Annotated in this window: 16 protein-coding genes; 9 read left to right on the top strand and 7 right to left on the bottom strand. The window is 61.2% G+C overall.

Annotated features, from left to right (window positions below; genetic code table 11):
* Positions 1-181 precede the first annotated feature (181 nt).
* Both LAB08_RS20085 and LAB08_RS20080 read right to left on the bottom strand, forming a co-directional pair.
* Positions 182-1,003, bottom strand: a complete 822-nt coding sequence (locus LAB08_RS20085) for a DeoR/GlpR family DNA-binding transcription regulator (protein WP_096510056.1) — start codon at positions 1,001-1,003, stop codon at positions 182-184.
* 239 nt (positions 1,004-1,242) lie between these two features.
* Complete coding sequence (locus LAB08_RS20080) at positions 1,243-1,446, bottom strand: hypothetical protein (protein WP_172901579.1); 204 nt, start codon at positions 1,444-1,446, stop codon at positions 1,243-1,245.
* A gap of 119 nt (positions 1,447-1,565) precedes the next feature.
* On the opposite strand from LAB08_RS20080, the gene ltnD reads away from it, so the two are divergent.
* The 7 genes from ltnD to LAB08_RS20045 all read left to right on the top strand — a co-directional run bounded on the left by ltnD (position 1,566) and on the right by LAB08_RS20045 (position 10,259).
* Positions 1,566-2,471: an L-threonate dehydrogenase gene (gene ltnD, locus LAB08_RS20075; protein ID WP_096510057.1), complete on the top strand. Its 906-nt coding sequence runs from the start codon at positions 1,566-1,568 to the stop codon at positions 2,469-2,471.
* Positions 2,472-2,498: 27 nt separating this feature from the next.
* Positions 2,499-3,791, top strand: a complete 1,293-nt coding sequence (otnK, locus tag LAB08_RS20070) for a 3-oxo-tetronate kinase (protein ID WP_096510058.1) — start codon at positions 2,499-2,501, stop codon at positions 3,789-3,791.
* Positions 3,788-4,426 carry a 3-oxo-tetronate 4-phosphate decarboxylase gene (otnC, locus tag LAB08_RS20065; RefSeq protein WP_096510059.1) on the top strand — a complete coding sequence of 213 codons (639 nt, stop codon included), beginning with the start codon at positions 3,788-3,790 and terminating at the stop codon, positions 4,424-4,426. The genes otnK and otnC overlap by 4 nt, the downstream gene beginning before the upstream one ends.
* A gap of 189 nt (positions 4,427-4,615) precedes the next feature.
* Positions 4,616-6,076, top strand: coding sequence for a GntT/GntP/DsdX family permease (locus LAB08_RS20060; protein WP_096510060.1), 1,461 nt, complete (start codon positions 4,616-4,618; stop codon positions 6,074-6,076).
* 21 nt (positions 6,077-6,097) lie between these two features.
* A complete protein-coding gene (gene otnI / locus LAB08_RS20055; protein WP_096510061.1) occupies positions 6,098-6,880 on the top strand; it encodes a 2-oxo-tetronate isomerase in 783 nt (260 codons plus the stop codon).
* Between the two features lie 256 nt (positions 6,881-7,136).
* Complete coding sequence (locus tag LAB08_RS20050) at positions 7,137-9,176, top strand: oxidoreductase (RefSeq protein ID WP_096510062.1); 2,040 nt, start codon at positions 7,137-7,139, stop codon at positions 9,174-9,176.
* Positions 9,177-9,332: 156 nt separating this feature from the next.
* Positions 9,333-10,259 (top strand): 1-aminocyclopropane-1-carboxylate deaminase/D-cysteine desulfhydrase, encoded by a 927-nt coding sequence (locus LAB08_RS20045; protein ID WP_096515283.1) that lies wholly within the window; start codon positions 9,333-9,335, stop codon positions 10,257-10,259.
* Between the two features lie 123 nt (positions 10,260-10,382).
* Here LAB08_RS20045 and LAB08_RS20040 read toward each other — a convergent pair whose 3' ends face one another.
* The 3 genes from LAB08_RS20040 to LAB08_RS20030 all read right to left on the bottom strand — a co-directional run bounded on the left by LAB08_RS20040 (position 10,383) and on the right by LAB08_RS20030 (position 13,143).
* Positions 10,383-10,943: a cytochrome b gene (locus tag LAB08_RS20040; RefSeq protein ID WP_096510063.1), complete on the bottom strand. Its 561-nt coding sequence runs from the start codon at positions 10,941-10,943 to the stop codon at positions 10,383-10,385.
* Between the two features lie 173 nt (positions 10,944-11,116).
* On the bottom strand, positions 11,117-11,944 hold the full coding sequence (gene phnX, locus LAB08_RS20035) for a phosphonoacetaldehyde hydrolase (RefSeq protein WP_096510064.1): 828 nt from the start codon (positions 11,942-11,944) through the stop codon (positions 11,117-11,119).
* Positions 11,945-12,033: 89 nt separating this feature from the next.
* A complete protein-coding gene (locus LAB08_RS20030) occupies positions 12,034-13,143 on the bottom strand; it encodes a 2-aminoethylphosphonate--pyruvate transaminase (protein WP_096510065.1) in 1,110 nt (369 codons plus the stop codon).
* Positions 13,144-13,252: 109 nt separating this feature from the next.
* On the opposite strand from LAB08_RS20030, the gene LAB08_RS20025 reads away from it, so the two are divergent.
* Positions 13,253-14,116, top strand: a complete 864-nt coding sequence (locus tag LAB08_RS20025; RefSeq protein ID WP_096510066.1) for a LysR substrate-binding domain-containing protein — start codon at positions 13,253-13,255, stop codon at positions 14,114-14,116.
* 119 nt (positions 14,117-14,235) lie between these two features.
* On the opposite strand, the gene LAB08_RS20020 is transcribed toward LAB08_RS20025, so the two are convergent.
* Complete coding sequence (locus LAB08_RS20020; protein WP_096510067.1) at positions 14,236-15,108, bottom strand: LysR family transcriptional regulator; 873 nt, start codon at positions 15,106-15,108, stop codon at positions 14,236-14,238.
* A 266-nt stretch (positions 15,109-15,374) separates the two neighbouring features.
* Between LAB08_RS20020 and LAB08_RS20015 the strand changes: the two genes are divergently transcribed.
* Positions 15,375-16,700, top strand: a complete 1,326-nt coding sequence (locus LAB08_RS20015; protein WP_096510068.1) for an MFS transporter — start codon at positions 15,375-15,377, stop codon at positions 16,698-16,700.
* A gap of 85 nt (positions 16,701-16,785) precedes the next feature.
* Here LAB08_RS20015 and LAB08_RS20010 read toward each other — a convergent pair whose 3' ends face one another.
* Positions 16,786-18,225 (bottom strand): type VI secretion system Vgr family protein, encoded by a 1,440-nt coding sequence (locus tag LAB08_RS20010; protein ID WP_096510069.1) that lies wholly within the window; start codon positions 18,223-18,225, stop codon positions 16,786-16,788.
* Between the last annotated feature and the right edge of the window lie 165 nt (positions 18,226-18,390).

Raw genomic sequence — 18,390 nt, 5'->3', positions numbered from 1 at the left:
TTGACCCGGACCCTCGCAGTTACGCGTTTCGGCCCTGGGCCGTTGCTTCCATGACACGCCTGATCCACTTGGAAGCCAAGCGTCGTCGGTCGGAAACCGCAACGCCCACAACTTCACGCCATGGCGTGCCAAGCACAACGGAGGAGAGGGCTCGGGGTACTGTCGGATCCAGGCCTGTTGTTCAAGCCGGAGGGCTGTCAGACGGTAGCAACAGCTCAACACCCTGCTTGCGAATGCCATCGGCGGCGGCAGGGGTCAGCGCGTCGTCGCTGAGGATGATGTCGAACTGCTCCAGCCCAGCGATCTTGTACATACTGAAAGTACCGTACTTCGAACTGCTGGCGATCAGCACCACTTGCGACGCCGATTGCATCGCGGCTTGCTTGACCTCCACTTTCAGCGCCGAAGGTGTGGTGAGGCCACGACGCAAATCCCAGGAGCTGGTCGAGATGAACGCGATATCGGTGACAACCTGGCGCAAGGTGGCAACCGCCAGACCGCCCACGCATGATTGATTGGAATGATCCAACTGCCCGCCGGTGTGAATGACTGTGACATGGGGTGCATCGATCAATGCCTGCACAATCCCGAAGTCGTTGGTCACCACGGTCACGCCCGTCAGCGCCTTGATATACGGGACGATCTCCAGCGTGCTCGTTCCCGCATCCAGATAAATCGTCATGTCCGCATGCAGCAGCCGCGAAGCCATCCTGGCCATTGCCTGCTTCTGTGGCAGCTCGACCACCGCCTTGGACTGATGGCTGGGCTCGCTATGGAGCTGGCTCGCGATTCGCACGCCACCGGTTACCGAGTAAGCACGGCCTTCCTGCTCCAGCAGCGCTATATCACGGCGTATGGTCATGTGCGAGCAGTCGAACATCTCTATCAATTGATGAACGCTCAGCACCTGATGCTTGCGCAACTGGCGCAGCATCAACTCACGGCGCTGTTCTGGAATCATCGGTGCGCCGCGTTCGTCGGCGATGTCCTTTTGACTAGGCATCCGGGCTCCAAAGTAAAAATCCGCATGAAAGGAAAGCGGGAAAACATAGTAGCGAATCTACGGTGAAGGGACGAGCTGTGGTGAATGTTTGTTCTCATGAGGCAAGGAGTGGGGTTCCCTTTGGATGACCCTTCCATGGTAAAGGCTCAGACTAGGTGTTAAAAAATGTTATTTCAAAAAAATACTTCACATAATCTGATCATTGGGGGATTATCTACCCAACCTGTATGACGACCTGATTACAAGACAAAAACAGGGTGGCCAAGATGTTCGATAAGGTCCCGACTCACGTGCTCAGCGACAGTGTCGCTCAGCAGTTGCTGGACAAGATTGAAGCCGAAGGCGTGCTGCCACCCCGACAAGGGCACAGCATCTTCGTCACGGCCAACGCCAATATCCGCCCGCTGCGAATTGATTTCGCAGAAGGCGATCGTCGCGGCCATTCGGCTGGGCGATCCGCTCGCCGCCGGGCATGCCGCCCGCGCACATATCTACAATGCGGCCTGCCGTCTGCGCCTTGCTGGCGTTGAATAAGCCGCTGTTTTTCTCAGGAGTCTTCCCAATGAATAACAAGAATGTCGGTGTTGTCGGTCTGGGCGCGATGGGTCTGGGTATTGCCCGATCGTTGTTGCGCAGCGGTTTCAATGTGCATGCCTGTGATGTGCGCACTGCCGTCACAGAACAGTTCGCGGGGGAGGGCGGGGTGGCTTGTCCTTCGCCGTCGCACATGGCCGCTGAGTGTGACGTGATCATTACCGTGGTGGTCAATGCCGAGCAGACCGAAACCGTATTGTTCGGTGACGGTGGTGCCGTGGCTTCACTGCGGCCGGGCAGTCTGGTGATCGGTTGCGCTACCGTAGCTCCGACCTATGCCGTGGACCTGGGCCAGCGCCTGGCCGCGCTGGGGCTGCTGTATCTGGATGCACCGATTTCCGGGGGGGCCGCCAAGGCAGCCGCTGGCGAGATGACCATGATGACCTCGGGGCCGGCCGACGCCTATGCCAGGGCCGAGTCGATCCTGGCTGGCATGGCCGGCAAGGTTTATCGCCTGGGTGACGTCCATGGCCTGGGCTCGAAGGTCAAAATCATCAACCAGCTCCTTGCCGGCGTACATATTGCCGCCTCTGCCGAAGCCATGGCGCTGGGCCTGCGTGAAGGGGTCGATGCCGATGCGCTGTATGAGGTGATCACCCACAGCGCCGGTAATTCCTGGATGTTCGAAAACCGCGTGCCGCACATTCTCAAGGCTGACTACACACCGTTGTCCGCCGTGGATATTTTCGTCAAGGACCTGGGCCTGGTGCTGGATACCGCCCGGGCCAGCAAGTTCCCGCTGCCGCTGTCGGCGACCGCTCACCAAATGTTCATGCAGGCGTCCAGTGCCGGGTTCGGCCGTGAGGATGATTCGGCAGTGATCAAGATTTTTCCGGGCATCGAATTGCCGACTGCCAAGCCCCAGTCCGTTTGAAGCCTGAACCCGTTTGAGGAACACCCCATGACAAAATCCACCGCCCGCCCGCTGCTGGGCTGCATCGCCGACGATTTCACCGGTGCCACGGATCTGGCCAACATGCTGGTGCGCGGCGGTATGCGCACCGTGCAAAGCATCGGTATCCCGAGCGCGGAAATTGCCGCCGGGCTTGATGCCGATGCGATCGTCATTGCCCTGAAATCGCGTACCACGCCGGTCGCCGAAGCGGTCGAGCAGTCCCTCGCGGCGCTGGCCTGGTTGCGCGAGCAAGGTTGCGAGCAGATCTTTTTCAAATATTGCTCGACGTTCGACTCCACCGCGGCCGGCAATATCGGCCAGGTCAGTGAAGCGCTGCTGGCCGCACTGGATAGCGACTTTACCCTGGCGTGCCCGGCGTTCCCGGAAAATGGCCGGACGATCTTTCGCGGTCACTTGTTTGTGCAGGATCAACTGCTCAGCGAATCGGGCATGCAGCATCACCCGCTGACGCCAATGACCGATGCCAATCTGGTTCGGGTGCTGCAATCGCAGACCCGCCTGAATGTCGGTCTGTTGCGCTACGACACCATTGCCCGCGGCGCTGAGCAGGTGCGGGCACGAATCACAGAGTTGAAAGCTCAAGGTGTCGGCATGGCAATCGCTGATGCCCTGTCGGACAGCGATCTATATACCCTCGGTACCGCCTGCGCCGATCTGCCTTTACTGACAGGTGGTTCGGGGCTGGCCTTGGGCCTGCCGGAAAACTTCCGTCGCGCCGGCAAGCTGCGCGACCTCGATGCCTCGAAACTCCCGGCGGTGTTCGGCGGGGAAGTGGTGTTGGCCGGTAGTGCTTCGATCGCCACCAATGGACAAGTGGCGGCCTGGCTCGAAGCCGGCCGGCCGGCCTTGCGCATTGATCCGTTGGCCCTGGCGGCGGGTGAACCGGTGGTCGCGCAAGCCCTGGCCTTCGCTCGTGATAACGAACAAACCGTATTGATCTACGCCACCAGCTCACCGGAAACGGTCAAGTCGGTGCAACAGCAACTGGGGGTGGATCAAGCCGGAAGCCTGGTGGAAAACGCCTTTGGCGAAATTGCACGAGGTCTGCGCCAGAGCGGCGTGCGCCGTTTTGTGATCGCCGGCGGAGAAACCTCGGGCGCTGTGGTGCAGGCACTGGGCGTACAGCTGCTGCAGATCGGCGCACAGATCGATCCGGGTGTCCCCGCGACCGTCAGCAGTACTGACGAACCTCTGGCGCTGGCACTCAAATCGGGCAATTTCGGTGGCCGGGATTTCTTCAGCAAAGCCTTGAATCAACTCGCCGGGGGTGTGCAGTGAGTAACGAAAACGCCTTGCGCGAAGAAATCTGCGAGACAGGCCTTAGCCTTTATCAGCGCGGTTACACCGTCGGCAGCGCCGGCAACATCAGCGCACGCCTGGATGACGGCTGGTTGATCACCCCGACTGACGTCTGCCTCGGACGCCTCGATCCGGCAACCATCGCCAAGGTCAATTTGGCGGGTGAATGGGTGTCCGGTGACAAACCTTCAAAAACCCTGGCGCTGCATCGCCAGGTCTACGATCGCAACCCAAGTGTCGGCGGCGTGGTGCATACCCACTCCACCCACTTGGTGGCCTTGACGCTGGCCGGTGTCTGGCAGGCGGACGACATCCTGCCACCGCTGACGCCGTATCAGGTCATGAAAGTCGGCCACATCCCGTTGATCGGCTACCAGCGACCCGGTTCCCCGAAGGTTGCCGAACAGGTCGCTCAACTGGCCAATAGCGTTCGTGGCGTGATGCTCGAACGGTTGGGCCCGGTGGTCTGGGAGAGTTCGGTGTCCAGGGCCAGCTACGCCCTGGAAGAACTCGAGGAAACCGCGCGGCTCTGGCTGATGAGCAATCCCAAGCCTGAACCGCTCGACCAGGCGGCGCTGGAAGAGCTGCGAGCGGCTTTTGGTGCGCACTGGTAAGGCGTTGGCTTAACACGACCGACCGATAACGGAGGCCCTGACCGGGAGACGCGCAGCGACTCTCGACGGACTCGGCTTGCCAAAAAATACAATAACAAGAGGATAACCAGGCATGACTCATCTTCATGGCGGCATGTTCAGATCCACTGGCGGAAACGTTTCGCTCACCCGGTGTGGAGGGTGTGTGCAATGAGCCCGCTAATCCTGCTGATTACCGCGGGGCTCGGAATCGCTCTGCTGTTGTTCCTGGTGCTCAAGTACAAGTTTCAGCCCTTCGTGGCCTTGATGCTGGTGAGCATTCTGGTGGCGCTGGTGGCCGGGGTGAAGCCGGCCGATCTGGTCGCCACCATCGAAGGCGGCATGGGTAAGACCCTGGGTCATATTGCGATCATCATTGCCCTGGGCGCGATGATCGGACGGATCATCGAGCTCTCCGGCGGTGCCGAGGCGCTGGCCAGGACGCTGATTACCCGTTTCGGCAATCGACGTACGCCGCTGGCGTTGACGATGGCCGGCTTCATGGTCGGGGTGCCGGTATTCTTCGAGGTGGGCGTGATCATCCTCATGCCGCTGGCCTATGGTGTTGCGCGCAGTGCGCGCAGGCCGCTGTTGGTGTTCGCGTTGCCGATGTGCGCGGCGATGTTGACCGTACACGCCTTTCTGCCGCCACATCCCGGCGCAGTGGCCGCTGCCAGTCAGTTGGGCGCGGATCTGGGCCGGGTGCTGATGTTCGGTCTGCCGATCACCGCGTTCCTCTGCTATGTCGGCTACCGCGTGGCCGGGCGCATGACCCGTCGGGTGTACCCGATGACCGACGATGTTCGTGCCGAGGTCTATGGCCCGCATGTCACCAATGAAGATCTGGCCGCCTGGTCCAATGGCAACCACACGAACACCGCGCAAGCAGCCGTGGCTGCGTCACATATGGGCCTGGAGGAGTCCACCAGCAGCATCGTTGCCAAGTTGCCGCCGGCACCCGCACCGGGGTTTGGCCTGATCGTCAGCCTGATCCTGCTACCCATCATTCTGATTTTGCTGGGGACTCTGTCGACCTCGTTGCTGCCTGCCGATTCGCTTCTGCGAGGCATCATGACTGTGCTCGGTGCCCCGCTGGTGGCGTTGCTGCTCGACACCTTGCTGTGTGCCTGGCTGCTGGGTACGCGCCGGGGCTGGAGCCGCAGTCAGGTTTCCGATGTGATCGGTTCGGCTTTGCCCGGCGTGGCCATGGTGATCCTGATTGCCGGTGCCGGCGGGGTGTTTGGCAAGGTACTGGTGGATACCGGTATCGGTGCGGTGGTTTCCGACATGTTGCGCACCACCGGTCTGCCGGTGCTGGCGCTGGGCTTTCTGCTGACGCTGCTGTTGCGCGCGGTGCAGGGCTCGACCACGGTGGCGCTGGTGACCACTGCGGGCATCATCAGCCCGCTGATTGCGACCCTCAATCTCACCCCGAACCACATGGCCTTGCTGTGCCTGGCCATGGGCGGTGGCGGGTTGGCCATGTCCCATATCAATGATGCCGGTTACTGGATTTTCACCAAGCTGTCCGGGTTGAACGTGGCGGACGGCCTGCGTACCTGGACGGTGCTGACCACCTTGCTCGGCACCTTGGGTTTCTGTATTACCCTGCTGATCTGGCCCTTTGTCTAACCCGCTATCTCAGGAGCTACCATGCCTCGTTTTGCTGCCAACCTCAGCATGCTCTACCCGGAACATGCGTTTCTGGATCGCTTCGCCGCCGCGGCTGCCGATGGTTTCGAAGCGGTGGAGTATCTGTTTCCCTACGACTACAGCGCCGAAGAGCTCAAGCAGCGCTTGAGCGACAACGGCCTGGTGCAGGCACTCTTCAATGCACCGCCCGGTGATTGGGCGGCGGGCGAACGCGGCACGGTGTCGTTGCCCGGCCGGGAGACTGAATTTCGAAGTGGATTTGATCGCGCCCTGGAATACGCCGACGTGTTGGGCAATTCACGCATTCATGTCATGGCCGGCCTGCTGCCCTCCGAGATTGACCGGGCACGGCATCACGGCATTTACCTGGAAAACCTCGCCTATGCCACCGCCCAAGCAGCCAAGGCAGGCGTCACCGTACTGCTCGAGCCCATCAATACGCGTGACATGCCGGGCTTTTTCCTCAATCGGCAGGATCAGGCTCAAGCCATCTGCAAGGAAGTGGGAGCCAGTAACCTGAAGGTCCAGTTCGACTGCTACCACTGCCAAATCGTCGAGGGCGACCTGGCCACCAAACTCCGCAGGGACTTCGACGGCATCGGCCACATCCAGATCGCCGGCGTGCCGGACCGACATGAGCCGGACCTGGGAGAGGTCAATTATCCTTATCTGTTCGAGCTGATCGATCAGTTGGGCTATGACGGCTGGGTAGGGTGTGAATACCGGCCGCGTGGCAATACCTCGGCCGGCTTGCAGTGGTTACGCGACTGGAAATCCCGTTAAACGCGAGAAAAACCAATCCATTGACGCGTTTCTCCAGCAATGGTCCGACATCACGACATGAGCCATTTCACCCACGGCGTCCATGCTGTGCCGGCTCAAACGGTTAAAGGCATCGGCGTCTCTGCACATTTGGATCATTAAGTTGTCACTTACGGTCATTGAGAGGTCTTTGGAGTGCCAATAGTCTGTAACCCATGACTGAGGGGCGCCAAAGAGCGCCCGCCTTTTTCCGTGATCGCTCGTTGTGGAGTTACCGATGACCGCCGCTCATTACCCGCACCTGTTGGCCCCGCTGGACCTGGGTTTTACCACCTTGCGCAACCGTACCCTGATGGGCTCGATGCACACCGGTCTTGAGGAGAAACCGGGTGGCTTCGAGCGCATGGCGGCGTACTTCGCCGAGCGTGCCCGTGGCGGTGTCGGCCTGATGGTGACCGGCGGTATCGGTCCGAACGACGAGGGCGGTGTGTACTCTGGCGCCGCCAAGCTGACCACCGAGGAAGAAGCGCTCAAGCATCAGATCGTGACTCGCGCGGTGCATGAGGCGGGCGGCAAGATTTGCATGCAGATCCTTCATGCCGGCCGTTATGCCTACAGCCCGAAACAGGTCGCGCCAAGCGCCATCCAGGCACCGATCAACCCGTTCAAGCCTAAAGAGCTGGACGAAGAAGGCATCGAGAAGCAGATCAGCGATTTCGTCACCTGCTCGACCCTGGCGCAACAGGCCGAGTACGACGGCGTCGAAATCATGGGGTCTGAAGGCTACTTCATTAACCAGTTCCTGGCCGCTCACACCAACCACCGCACCGACCGTTGGGGCGGCAGCTACGAAAACCGCATGCGCCTGCCGGTGGAAATCGTGCGTCGGGTGCGTGAAGCGGTCGGCCCGAACTTCATCATCATTTTCCGCCTGTCGATGCTCGACCTGGTGGAAGGCGGCAGCACCTGGGAAGAAATCGTGCAGTTGGCCAAGGCCATCGAGCAGGCCGGTGCGACGATCATCAACACCGGTATCGGCTGGCACGAAGCGCGGATCCCGACTATTGCCACCAAAGTCCCGCGTGCGGCGTTCAGCAAGGTCACGGCCAAGTTGCGCGGTTCGGTGAACATTCCGTTGATCACCACTAACCGCATCAACACCCCGGAAGTCGCCGAGCAGATCCTCGCCGAAGGCGATGCCGATATGGTTTCGATGGCGCGGCCGTTCCTTGCCGACCCGGACTTCGTCAACAAGGCCGCTGAAGGTCGCGCCGATGAAATCAACACCTGCATCGGTTGCAACCAGGCGTGCCTGGATCACACCTTCGGCGGCAAGTTGACCAGTTGCCTGGTGAACCCGCGAGCCTGCCACGAAACCGAACTCAATTACCTGCCGGTGCAGCAGCTCAAGAAGATCGCCGTGGTCGGTGCCGGCCCTGCCGGTTTGTCTGCCGCGACCGTGGCGGCCGAGCGTGGTCATCAGGTCACGCTGTTTGATTCGGCCAGCGAAATCGGCGGCCAGTTCAACGTTGCCAAGCGCGTGCCGGGCAAGGAAGAGTTCTATGAAACCCTGCGTTATTTCGGCCGCAAACTGCAAACCACCAACGTCGAGGTGTGCCTGAACACCCGCGTGGATGTGGCCGGACTGGTCGAGGGCGGTTACGACGAAATCATCCTGGCCACCGGCATTGCGCCACGGCTGCCGGCGATTCCCGGCGTGGAGCATGCCAAGGTATTGAGCTACCTGGACGTGCTGCTTGAGCGCAAACCGGTCGGCAAGCGGGTCGCAGTGATCGGCGCCGGCGGTATCGGTTTTGACGTCTCGGAGTTCCTCGTTCACCAGGGGCAGGCCACCAGCCTGAATCGTGAGGAATTCTGGAAAGAGTGGGGCATCGATACGCACCTGGAGGCGCGTGGCGGTGTCGCCGGGATCAAGGCCGCGCCCCATGCACCGGCCCGCGAAGTGTTCCTGCTGCAACGCAAGAAATCCAAGGTCGGCGACGGCCTGGGCAAGACCACCGGCTGGATTCACCGTACCGGTCTGAAGAACAAGCAGGTGCAGATGCTCAACAGCGTCGAATACCTGAAGATCGATGACGATGGCCTGCACATCCGCATCGGCGAAACCGGCGAGCCGCAAGTATTGCCCGTGGACAACATCGTGATCTGCGCCGGGCAGGACCCGCTGCGCGAGTTGCAGGAAGGTCTGGTGGCGGCGGGGCAGAACGTGCATCTGATCGGCGGCGCGGATGTCGCGGCGGAGCTGGATGCCAAGCGGGCGATCAATCAGGGTTCGCGGTTGGCGGCCGGGTTGTAACACGCAGGCCAAAAGTGCCAATGGCTTTCGCGAGCAGGCTCGCTCCCACATTCGATCTTCGGCGCAACCAACATCCTTTGTGGGAGCGAGCCTGCTCGCGATGGCGGCCTATGAGCGACTAGAATGCTGGCTCTTTATGAGCTCAATCAGGCGCCAATGTTTTTTCCTCCCTCCGACTGGCTACCCCAAGCCCCCCTCGAACCCCTCGCTCTCGACTGGCTCAAAACCGCCGGCATCGAGTCCGCGATCCTGCGCCTGGACCTGATCGACCCACTGATCAGCGGCAACAAGTGGTTCAAGCTCATCGAGCATCTCAAAGCCGCTGACCGGGCCGGTGCCGAAGGCATCATCAGCCTGGGCGGCACTCACTCCAATCACCTGCATGCACTGGCCGCGGCCGGCAAGCGGTTTGGTTTTGCCACGGTCGGCCTGTTGCGCGGGCATCCTCAGGAAACACCCACGACCCTCGACTTGCAGGCGTTCGGCATGCAGCTGCACTGGTTAGGCTACGGCGGCTATCGGGCGCGACATGAAGCGGGATTCTGGGACCCATGGCAGGCGCAATATCCCGATCTGTTTCCAGTCCCGGAAGGTGGCGGCGGTTTGCAAGGAGCAAAGGGTTGCGAACAGCTGAAGACAATGGTCAGCGCACAACTGGACGGACTGGGGTGGGATGACTACGACGGTTGGTGGCTGGCCTGTGGAACCGGCACCACCCTGGCCGGACTGGTGTTGGCCGAAGTGGGGAAACACCCGGTTTATGGTGCGTTGGCGGTGCCTGACGATCATGGTGTGGCGCAACAGGTCGAGCGGATCGTGGAGGAGGCGGGCGTGACCGAGCCGGTCTATGAACTGCTCGACGCCAGCCGAGGCGGTTTTGCCAAAGTCGATTCGCTGTTACTGGAGTTCATCGAGCAGACCGAACAAGCCAGCGGCGTTCCCCTCGAACCGCTGTATACCGGCAAGGCATTGCTGGCACTCAAAGAGCAAGTTGAGGCGGGGAAGTTTGCCCCAGGCACGCGACTGATTTTCGTGCATACCGGCGGTTTGCAGGGACGGCGGGGGTTCAATCCACAAATCTGAAAGGCACCGCAATCCCCCTGGGAGAGCGAGCCTGCTCGCGAAAACGGTATATCAGGCGCCTCAATGCCGGATGTGCCACTGCTTTCGCGAGCAGGCTCGCTCCCACAGGGGTATTCGGTGTATTCAAGTATTACGGCTCACCCCCTTGGGCATCATCCGCAACAAGGTGTTATCGCCCACCACATAGTGGTGATACAGCCCGGCTACGGCATGCAGGCCGATCAGCCAGTAGCCAATGGTTCCGGCGAGCTCGTGCCATTCCTGCAGTTGCCTGGCGAATGCCTTGTCTTCAGCCACCAGCATCGGCAGGTCGACGCCGTAGAACATCACTTGATTGCCTTTGGCGCTGGTGGTCAGCCATCCGAGAATCGGCGTGGCGATCATGAACAGGTAAAGCGCCCAGTGCATCAGCCTGGCCAGCATCGTCTGCCACTGAGGCGATGCCGGGAAAATCTGGGGTGCCGGGCCGAAGCTGCGCGCGAACAACCGCAACCAGACCAGGACAAACACCGTCAGGCCGAGCATGAAGTGTGACTCCACAATCAGCGCTCGACCACCACTGCCTTTAGGGAATATCCCACGCAGTTCGATGCTGGCGTAAACCAGCGCCAGCAGGACCAGCATCAACCAATGCAGCACGATCGATACGGTGCTGTAGCGTGATTCGGAGTTTTTCCATGGCATACGGCGTTCCTCACAGGTCGGGTCAAGCCACCGTTCCTGATCAACGGTGTGCTTTAACTGTAATCCTGTTTCAGCGGATTTGCCTGAGGTTATCGGTCGCTGAATGCCCTGGTTCAGGGAATTGACAGCCTGTAGGAGCGAGCTCGCTCGCTCCTACAGGGGGCTGGTGTGAATCAGTGGGTCTGCGGCATCTCGCCTTTGGCCAGGCGTTTGTTGATGTCGGCGATCACTTCCGGCAAGTCGGTGATGGTGTCGATCATGTAATGCGGGCGAGAGCCTTCGAACAGGGCGTGGATACGCTTGCGTTCGCTGTCCAGTGTATCGCTGCCGAGGGCGCGATAACCCTCGTAGTCCAGACCCAACGCGTTGCCCGAGCAGATCAGTGCCACGGTCCACATACCGGCGCGGCGCCCTTCGAGAATGCCCGGCACGGTGTCGTCGATCTTCACGCAGGCGGCAACGTCGTCGATGCCCAGGGCGATCACATTGGCCAGGGCCTGGGCCGGCCATGGGCGGCCGTTTGGCACTTCGTCGGTGGCGACGACGTGGTCGGCGACGTAACCGTTGGTGGCCGCCAGCTCGACGACCTTGTCCATGACCTGTTTCGGGTAGCCCGAGCAGGAACCGATCTTGATCCCTTGCCGGCGCAGGTTGGCGATGGTGTCCAGCGCGCCAGGAATCAACGCCGAGTGTTCGGCGATTTTCTCGATCTGCAACGGCATGAAGCGCTGGTAGATGGCGGTGACGTCATCGTCGGTCGGTGTGCGGCCGAACACCTTGCGATAACGCTCGGCGACTTCCGGCAGGTTGCACAGGGTACGGATGTGGTCCCACTTGCCCATGCCCATCGGGCCACGGGCTTCTTCGATGGACACCTGCACGTCGAATTCGGCGAAGGCTTCGACAAAAATCTGCGTCGGTGCGAAAGAACCGAAATCGACGACGGTGCCGGCCCAGTCGAGGATGGCGGCTTGCAGCTGGGTTGGGTTGGTGTAGTTCATGGTGAAAAATTCCTGTGAGAACGAGCTATTAGGGAGTTCGCCTTTCCTATGGGAGCGGGCAAGCCCGCTCCCACAGGGATCGTGGTGGTTTAGATCTCGAGGACTTCCATCTCGCGCAGCACTTCGCCGATGGCTGCCACGGCTTCACGCATTTCGGCCGGTTGGACGTGGCCGATGCAGCCGACGCGGAAGGTTTCGACCTGGGTCAATTTGCCGGGGTAGAGGATGTAACCCTTGGCCTTGACCCGCTCGTAGAACTCCTTGAACTGATAGCGCGGGTCTTTCGGCGCGTGGAAGGTGGCGATGATCGGCGCCTGGATCGCGGCCGGCAGGAAGCTGCGCAACCCTAGCTTGGCCATCTCTTCCATCAGTGCCTGGCAGTTGGCGGCATAACGCGCATGCCGCGCCGGCAGGCCGCCTTCTTCGTTGTATTGCAGCAGGGCTTCGTGCAGCGCCGCGACTACATGGGTCGGCGGGGTGAAGCGCCACTGGCCGGTTTTCATCATGTAGGCGTGCTGGTCGAACAGATCCATCGCCAGCGAATGGGAGTTGCCAGCGGCGGCGGCCAGGGATTCTTTGTTGGCAAACACAAAACCCATGCCCGGTACGCCTTCCAGGCATTTGCCGGAAGCGGCGATCAATGCGTCGAACGGCACCTGTTGCGCATCGACAGGCAGCGCGCCGAAGGAGCTCATGGCGTCGATGATCAGGCGTTTGCCATGTTGCGCGACGACCTGGGCGATGTCCGGCAAGGGGTTGAGGATGCCGGTGCTGGTTTCGCAATGGATCAGCGCGACGTGGGTGATGCCGGCATCGGCCCGCAGCAGGCGGTCGACATCGGCGGCGGTGGTCGGTTCGTCTTCGGCGGTTTCGAAGGTACTGAACGGGCGGCCGAGCACTTCGCAGATTTTCGCCAGGCGTTTGCCGTAGGCGCCGTTGATCAGCACCAGGACTTTGCCATCGCGAGGCACCAGGGTGCCGATGGCCGCTTCCACCGCGAAGGTGCCGCTGCCTTGCAGGGGCACGCAATGGTGGCTGGCGGCGCCGTTGATGATCGCCAGCAGTTGCTCGCACAGGCTGGCGGTCAGTTGGTTGAAGCGGTCATCCCACGAACCCCAGTCGACCATCATCGCCTGGCGGGTGCGGGCCGAAGTGGTCAACGGGCCGGGGGTGAGCAGGATGGGTGCGGCAGTACTCATTCTCGTGTCCTCGCAATCGATGGGATGAAGCTACGGGGCTTAAATTGCAATTTGCCGAGTTATCAATCAAATTGTTTATTGTTATGCCAGCCATCAGTGAGAGTTATTCATGAACCTGTTTCAGCTCCGTGCGTTCGATGCCGTGGCCCGCGAGGGCAGCTTCACCCGCGCCGCCGCACGACTGTTCATCAGCCAACCGGCGGTGACCGGGCACATCAAGGCGCTGGAAGAGCACTACCAGATCACCCTGTTGCGCCGCACCGCGCGACGGGTGGAGTTGACGGAAGAGGGCACCAAACTGGCGGCAATCACCCGGGCGATGTTCGGCCTGGCCGAAGAGGCGCAGGTGATGCTGGAGGCCAACCGGCAGTTGCTCACCGGGCGCCTGGAAGTGGCGGCGGACGGCCCGCACATGGTCATGCCGATGCTCGCGAGCCTGCGGGCGCGCTATCCGGGGATCACCGTGAACCTGCGTCTGGGCAATGCCCAGGAAACCCTCGCGGCGCTGTTGTCCGAGCATGCCGACGTGGCAGTGCTGACCGAAGTCGAGCCGCGCAAGGGCCTGCATCTGCAGGCGCTGAGCGAGTCACGCATTTGTGCATTGGTGCCGGATGGTCATCCGTGGGCTTCACGGGCCAAGGGCGTGCCGCTGAAGGAGTTGGACCAGGTGATCATGGTGCTTCGTGAACCGAGTTCGATCACCCGACGCACCTTCGACGAAGCCTGCTTTCAGGCCAAGATCAATCCACGGGTGCTGCTGGAACTGGACAGTCGTGAAGCCGTCACCGAGGCAGTGGCGGCCGAGTTGGGGGTGGGCGTGGTGTCGTCGGTGGAAGTCAGCCACGACCCACGGGTGGCGGCGGTGCCGATCATTGGCGAGGGGTTGGTGAACCGGCACATGATGGGGTGCATGGAGCGGCGGCGGGATTTGCGGCTTATTCAGGCGTTTTTCGGGTTGGCGCCGGTCAGGTAGACCGCGGTGCGGCCATCGCGGGCAAGCCTTGCTCCCACAGGTTTTGCGCCGTACACAACATAGGTGGCCAGCCCCCATTCCTGTGGGAGCTGGCTTGCCAGCGATGGGGCCAGACCTGCTTACACAAGGCTCTCGCGCACCATCTCCAGAAACGTCGCCACAATCCGCCGCGAACTCTGCTCGCGCAAGCACACCAGCGTCTCGGTCAAGCGCCGTTTGCAATCGGTGATCGGCAACGCGCACACCCGCGAGTCGGCGCCGAATTCGGCAGCCGAGACCACACCCACGCCAATCCCCACCACCACCGCCTCCCGCGCGGCTTCGCGTCCTTCCACCTGAATTGCCGGGCGGATGCGAAATCCCGCGCCGGCCATTTCTTCTTCCAGGGTCTGGCGGGTCACCGAGCCGATTTCCCGCAGCACCAGCGGGGTGTCGTCGAGGTCCGCCAGGCAGATGGACTCGCGATCGGCCCAGGGGTGGTTACGCGAAACGAACGCCACCATCGGGTCATTGCGCAGCGGCAAGGAGATCAGGCGCTCATCGCTGACATCACGGCCCAGCAACGCCAGGTCGGCCTGGTAATTGAACAGCCGGAATAACGATTCATCGGTGTTTCCGGTTTCGATCTTCACGCTGATGCCGGGGTAGCGCTCACAGAACCGGGCGATCTGCGGCAACACGTGCACCGGCGCATCCACCGCCAGAATCAGGCTACCGGTCTGCAACGCCTGGGAGTCCTGCAACAACTCCTGGGCCTCGGCTTCGATCACGAACAGTTTCTGGGTGACGCCAAGCAAGCGCTCGCCCAGGTCCGTGAGACGCACCGAGCGTTTGTTGCGGTGGAACAGCAACACACCGTAGCGCTCTTCGAGTTTGCGCACCTGATCGGAAATTGCCGGTTGCGTGAGAAACAACCGTTCGGCGGCTTTGGTGAAGCTTCCATGGACGGCCACGGCGTGGAAGGCTTTGAGCTGGGCGTGGGAAACCGACATCGAAATCTCCAGGTACAAGCTGAGCTTATATTGGAAATACGATAAATCGATTTCACTTATTAATCAGTAATTGTTTTTATCATCTCAACCCGCTGACTGGTCGGTCGAACAGCAGCGAGTACCATGAGCCCGTGCGTGCGACAGCAGGACTCATCTGACCGGAACCGCCCACAGGGACCAGGCGGTTTCGCAGTGCTCAACAATAAAAACACAGGCGTTTTCTTCAAATTCTGCCGGCACACTCACACCCTGAGGTCAGACCCACAATGAACAAGCACATCGGCACCATCAAGCGTTGGCGCGTGCAGATCTTCGCGATCACCTGGCTCGCCTACGCCGCTTTCTACTTCACCCGCAAAGCATTTTCCGTCGCCAAACTCGGGATCGGCGAAGACCCGACGTTCATGCTCGACAAAATGGCCATGGCCAACCTCGACGCCATTTACCTGACCGCTTACGCCGTCGGTCAATTCACCTGGGGCATCCTTGCCGACCGTTTCGGTCCAAGGGTTGTCGTCCTCGGTGGCTTGCTGATTTCGGCGGGGGCGGCGCTGGTGATGGGCAGCTTCGCCACGTTGCCGATCTTTGCCACCTGCATGCTGATCCAGGGCCTGGCGCAGTCCACGGGATGGTCGGGGCTGTGCAAGAACCTCGGCAGTTTCTTTCCCGCCGAACAGCGCGGGCGGGTACTGGGCCTGTGGAGTTCCTGCTACGCCTTTGGCGGTCTGGTGGCGTCGCCGTTTGCCGGTTGGTGGGCGTATACGCTGATCGGAACCTGGCACGCGGCATTCATTTCCAGTGCGGCGGTGGTTGGGCTGGTCGCCGTGCTGTTTTTTATTTTTCAACGCAACAAACCCGAAGACGTGGGCTTGCCGGCCGTGGAGCCGGAGCCCGAGTTGACCGCTGAAGAGGCGTACGCCCAGAGCAAGATCAGCGTCCTGGAGCCGTTGAAGGAAATCCTGCGCAACCGTACGGTGCTGATTCTCGGTCTCGCGTACTTCATGTTGAAGCCGGCGCGCTATGCGATTCTGCTCTGGGGCCCGGTGATCGTTTTCGAACAGATGCCCTCGGTGGGCAAGGTGGGCGCGGCGATTATCCCCACCGCATTCGAACTGGCCGGGTTGCTGGGGCCGATCATGATCGGCCTGGCCTCGGACAAACTGTTCGGCGCCCGCCGCATGCCGGCCTGTGTCCTCAGTCTGTTGGCGCTGACCGTATCGCTGGCCTTCTTCATGGGCGCCTTGCATACCGGTAGCGTGGTGCTGGTGGTGGCATTGCTGTTCGTCATGGGCCTGACCCTGTATGGACCTGACTCGATGATCAGCGGCGCGGCCGCCATCGATTTCGGCACCGCCAAGGCCGGTGCCACGGCGGCGGGCTTCGTCAATGGCTGCGGCTCGGTCGGCGCGATTCTCGGCGGGCTGCTGCCGGGTTACTTCGACACCGTCACCGTATTCATCGTCTTCGCCGGCTGCGCGATGTTCTCCGCGCTGGTGCTGATCCCGCACTGGAACAGCCGCCCCGGTGGCCTGAAAACCAACTATCCGTTAGTGCCTGACCGGGCGATGACTGTAAAACCCCTGCGTACCTGAACCCGGCATTGTCGGGAGTCCGAGCCTGAACGTGTGCCTGGCGAAGTTCGCCGCGGCGGCGGGCAAGGCTGATAAGGGCTGACGGTCAGGGTGCAGGGTCCGTGGGGTTGATCAGCCAGTCGAGCAGCAGGCGAGATTCGCCACGCGGTGTTGGGGATCGGACGGGCTGGGGCGTATGGTGTTGCCCCATGCTCGCGCAAAACACCGGTCGGTCGGCGTCGCCGTCAAGGAAACAGACCAGCCCGTCGCTACCGGCCAATGGCAGCATGGACGGGTCAATGCGATTGTTCGACGCGGCCAGGGCAATCGGTACCCAGAGTCCGTCGGATTCCTCAGGATCAGCGTCCGCCGTGGGCCATAAACAGACCTGTATCCGGCCGCGATCATCCAGTGTTGTCGGTTGCCCCGTCGGGCCGCACACCCGGGCAGGCTGATAACCGGGAATGCCCGGCCTGATCTGTTCGAGTGCCGGACGCAATACCGTCGACCAGGGAATGGCGGTGAACTGATTGTGGTAACGCGGCGGCGTGTCCGGTGCCAGAATCGAGCCCTGTTGCCCCTGTTGCCCCTGTTGCCCCTGATGCCGCGTCTGGATCACCAGCCATTGATCGTTGAAACCTGGCAGCGGGTGTTCGGCGACCTGGACGATCCGGCCGCTGCGTAATTCGTGATGATTGCTTTTGCCGTGGATTTGCACTTGCCGGCAACGCAGGCGCTCCAGGTGCCGGCGGGCGCGTTGATCGCAATGACGCTGTTCGACAGCGGGGCGGGGCATGGGCGGCATTGCCGGGGCAAGGGGCTGATTGGCCGCGCTGTCGTTACATCCTGCCGCGCCGCGATCCCTGGGATCCAGTCGTGGGGACAAGGGGGGCGCATCATGGCGCTGGAACAATTCGGTGATGGTCGCAGGGCCGCCTGTCTTGGGGGCATCGCCGTCAAACGGCATCAGCAGCGGTTCTTGCGGGAGGCTCAGGCTGTCTTCGGCGAAAACCAGCACATGGGCATCGCGATGATGTTCAAAGTGATAGTGAATGCCTTCTTCCTCGCACAGCCGTTGCAGCAGGGTCAGGTCGGTTTCTTCGTACTGAATGCAAAATGGCCGCAGCGGATAGTGCCCGGTCCCCAGTTCAAAACGGTAACTGCTGTCGGGCAGGTCATGTTCCTCCAGCAACCGGCGCAGGATCATGGGCACGCTGAGATGCTGAAAGACCCGCCGTGATCTGTACTTGTCCAGTGCTTGCAACGCGGGCACCAGCACCATTTTGTAGCTGAACCGGTGCGGCCCGCGATGTTCACGACTGACGCTGTGCAGCACGCCATGAATTCCCTGACCTTGCCCCAGGTTCAAGTGCGCCGGTTGTTGCAGCAGGCGATTGGGCTCCATGACCGCAGCCAGGCCGAGCACCTCGATGTCGAATCGATAGGGTTGGTTGAGGGCCTCGTGACCGCTGAACTGCACCACCTGCAAACTCAGGTCGTCATCGAGGAGGGTCAGGGTGAAGGGACTTTCCTTGTCGTCGTGCATCGAACGCGCTTCTGCCATGGGATACGGGCACAGAGGGTACGAAACCGCAGCGCTTTATAGTCATCGCAAATCGAAGTTTCAGAATCGCCCTACAACGGTGGGTGAAGTTGTCGATCCTGAATCCCGATCAGAGGGTCATATTTTTTGGTCGATTGCCAACTTTAG

It is taken from the genome of Pseudomonas izuensis, assembly GCF_002356535.2.
Taxonomy (GTDB): domain Bacteria; phylum Pseudomonadota; class Gammaproteobacteria; order Pseudomonadales; family Pseudomonadaceae; genus Aquipseudomonas; species Aquipseudomonas izuensis.
Note: the sequence above shows the minus strand (reverse complement) of the source record. Positions and strands in the feature narration are given on the sequence as shown.

Bases quoted from the DNA above. Each gene is read 5' to 3' on its own strand.
- LAB08_RS20085 (WP_096510056.1), bottom strand. From the start codon at position 1,003: ATGCCTAGTCAAAAGGACATCGCCGACGAACGCGGCGCACCGATGATT.
- LAB08_RS20080 (WP_172901579.1), bottom strand. From the start codon at position 1,446: ATGGCCGCGACGATCGCCTTCTGCGAAATCAATTCGCAGCGGGCGGAT.
- ltnD (WP_096510057.1), top strand. From the start codon at position 1,566: ATGAATAACAAGAATGTCGGTGTTGTCGGTCTGGGCGCGATGGGTCTG.
- otnK (WP_096510058.1), top strand. From the start codon at position 2,499: ATGACAAAATCCACCGCCCGCCCGCTGCTGGGCTGCATCGCCGACGAT.
- LAB08_RS20060 (WP_096510060.1), top strand. From the start codon at position 4,616: ATGAGCCCGCTAATCCTGCTGATTACCGCGGGGCTCGGAATCGCTCTG.
- otnI (WP_096510061.1), top strand. From the start codon at position 6,098: ATGCCTCGTTTTGCTGCCAACCTCAGCATGCTCTACCCGGAACATGCG.
- LAB08_RS20050 (WP_096510062.1), top strand. From the start codon at position 7,137: ATGACCGCCGCTCATTACCCGCACCTGTTGGCCCCGCTGGACCTGGGT.
- LAB08_RS20045 (WP_096515283.1), top strand. From the start codon at position 9,333: ATGTTTTTTCCTCCCTCCGACTGGCTACCCCAAGCCCCCCTCGAACCC.
- LAB08_RS20040 (WP_096510063.1), bottom strand. From the start codon at position 10,943: ATGCCATGGAAAAACTCCGAATCACGCTACAGCACCGTATCGATCGTG.
- phnX (WP_096510064.1), bottom strand. From the start codon at position 11,944: ATGAACTACACCAACCCAACCCAGCTGCAAGCCGCCATCCTCGACTGG.
- LAB08_RS20030 (WP_096510065.1), bottom strand. From the start codon at position 13,143: ATGAGTACTGCCGCACCCATCCTGCTCACCCCCGGCCCGTTGACCACT.
- LAB08_RS20025 (WP_096510066.1), top strand. From the start codon at position 13,253: ATGAACCTGTTTCAGCTCCGTGCGTTCGATGCCGTGGCCCGCGAGGGC.
- LAB08_RS20020 (WP_096510067.1), bottom strand. From the start codon at position 15,108: ATGTCGGTTTCCCACGCCCAGCTCAAAGCCTTCCACGCCGTGGCCGTC.
- LAB08_RS20015 (WP_096510068.1), top strand. From the start codon at position 15,375: ATGAACAAGCACATCGGCACCATCAAGCGTTGGCGCGTGCAGATCTTC.
- LAB08_RS20010 (WP_096510069.1), bottom strand. From the start codon at position 18,225: ATGCACGACGACAAGGAAAGTCCCTTCACCCTGACCCTCCTCGATGAC.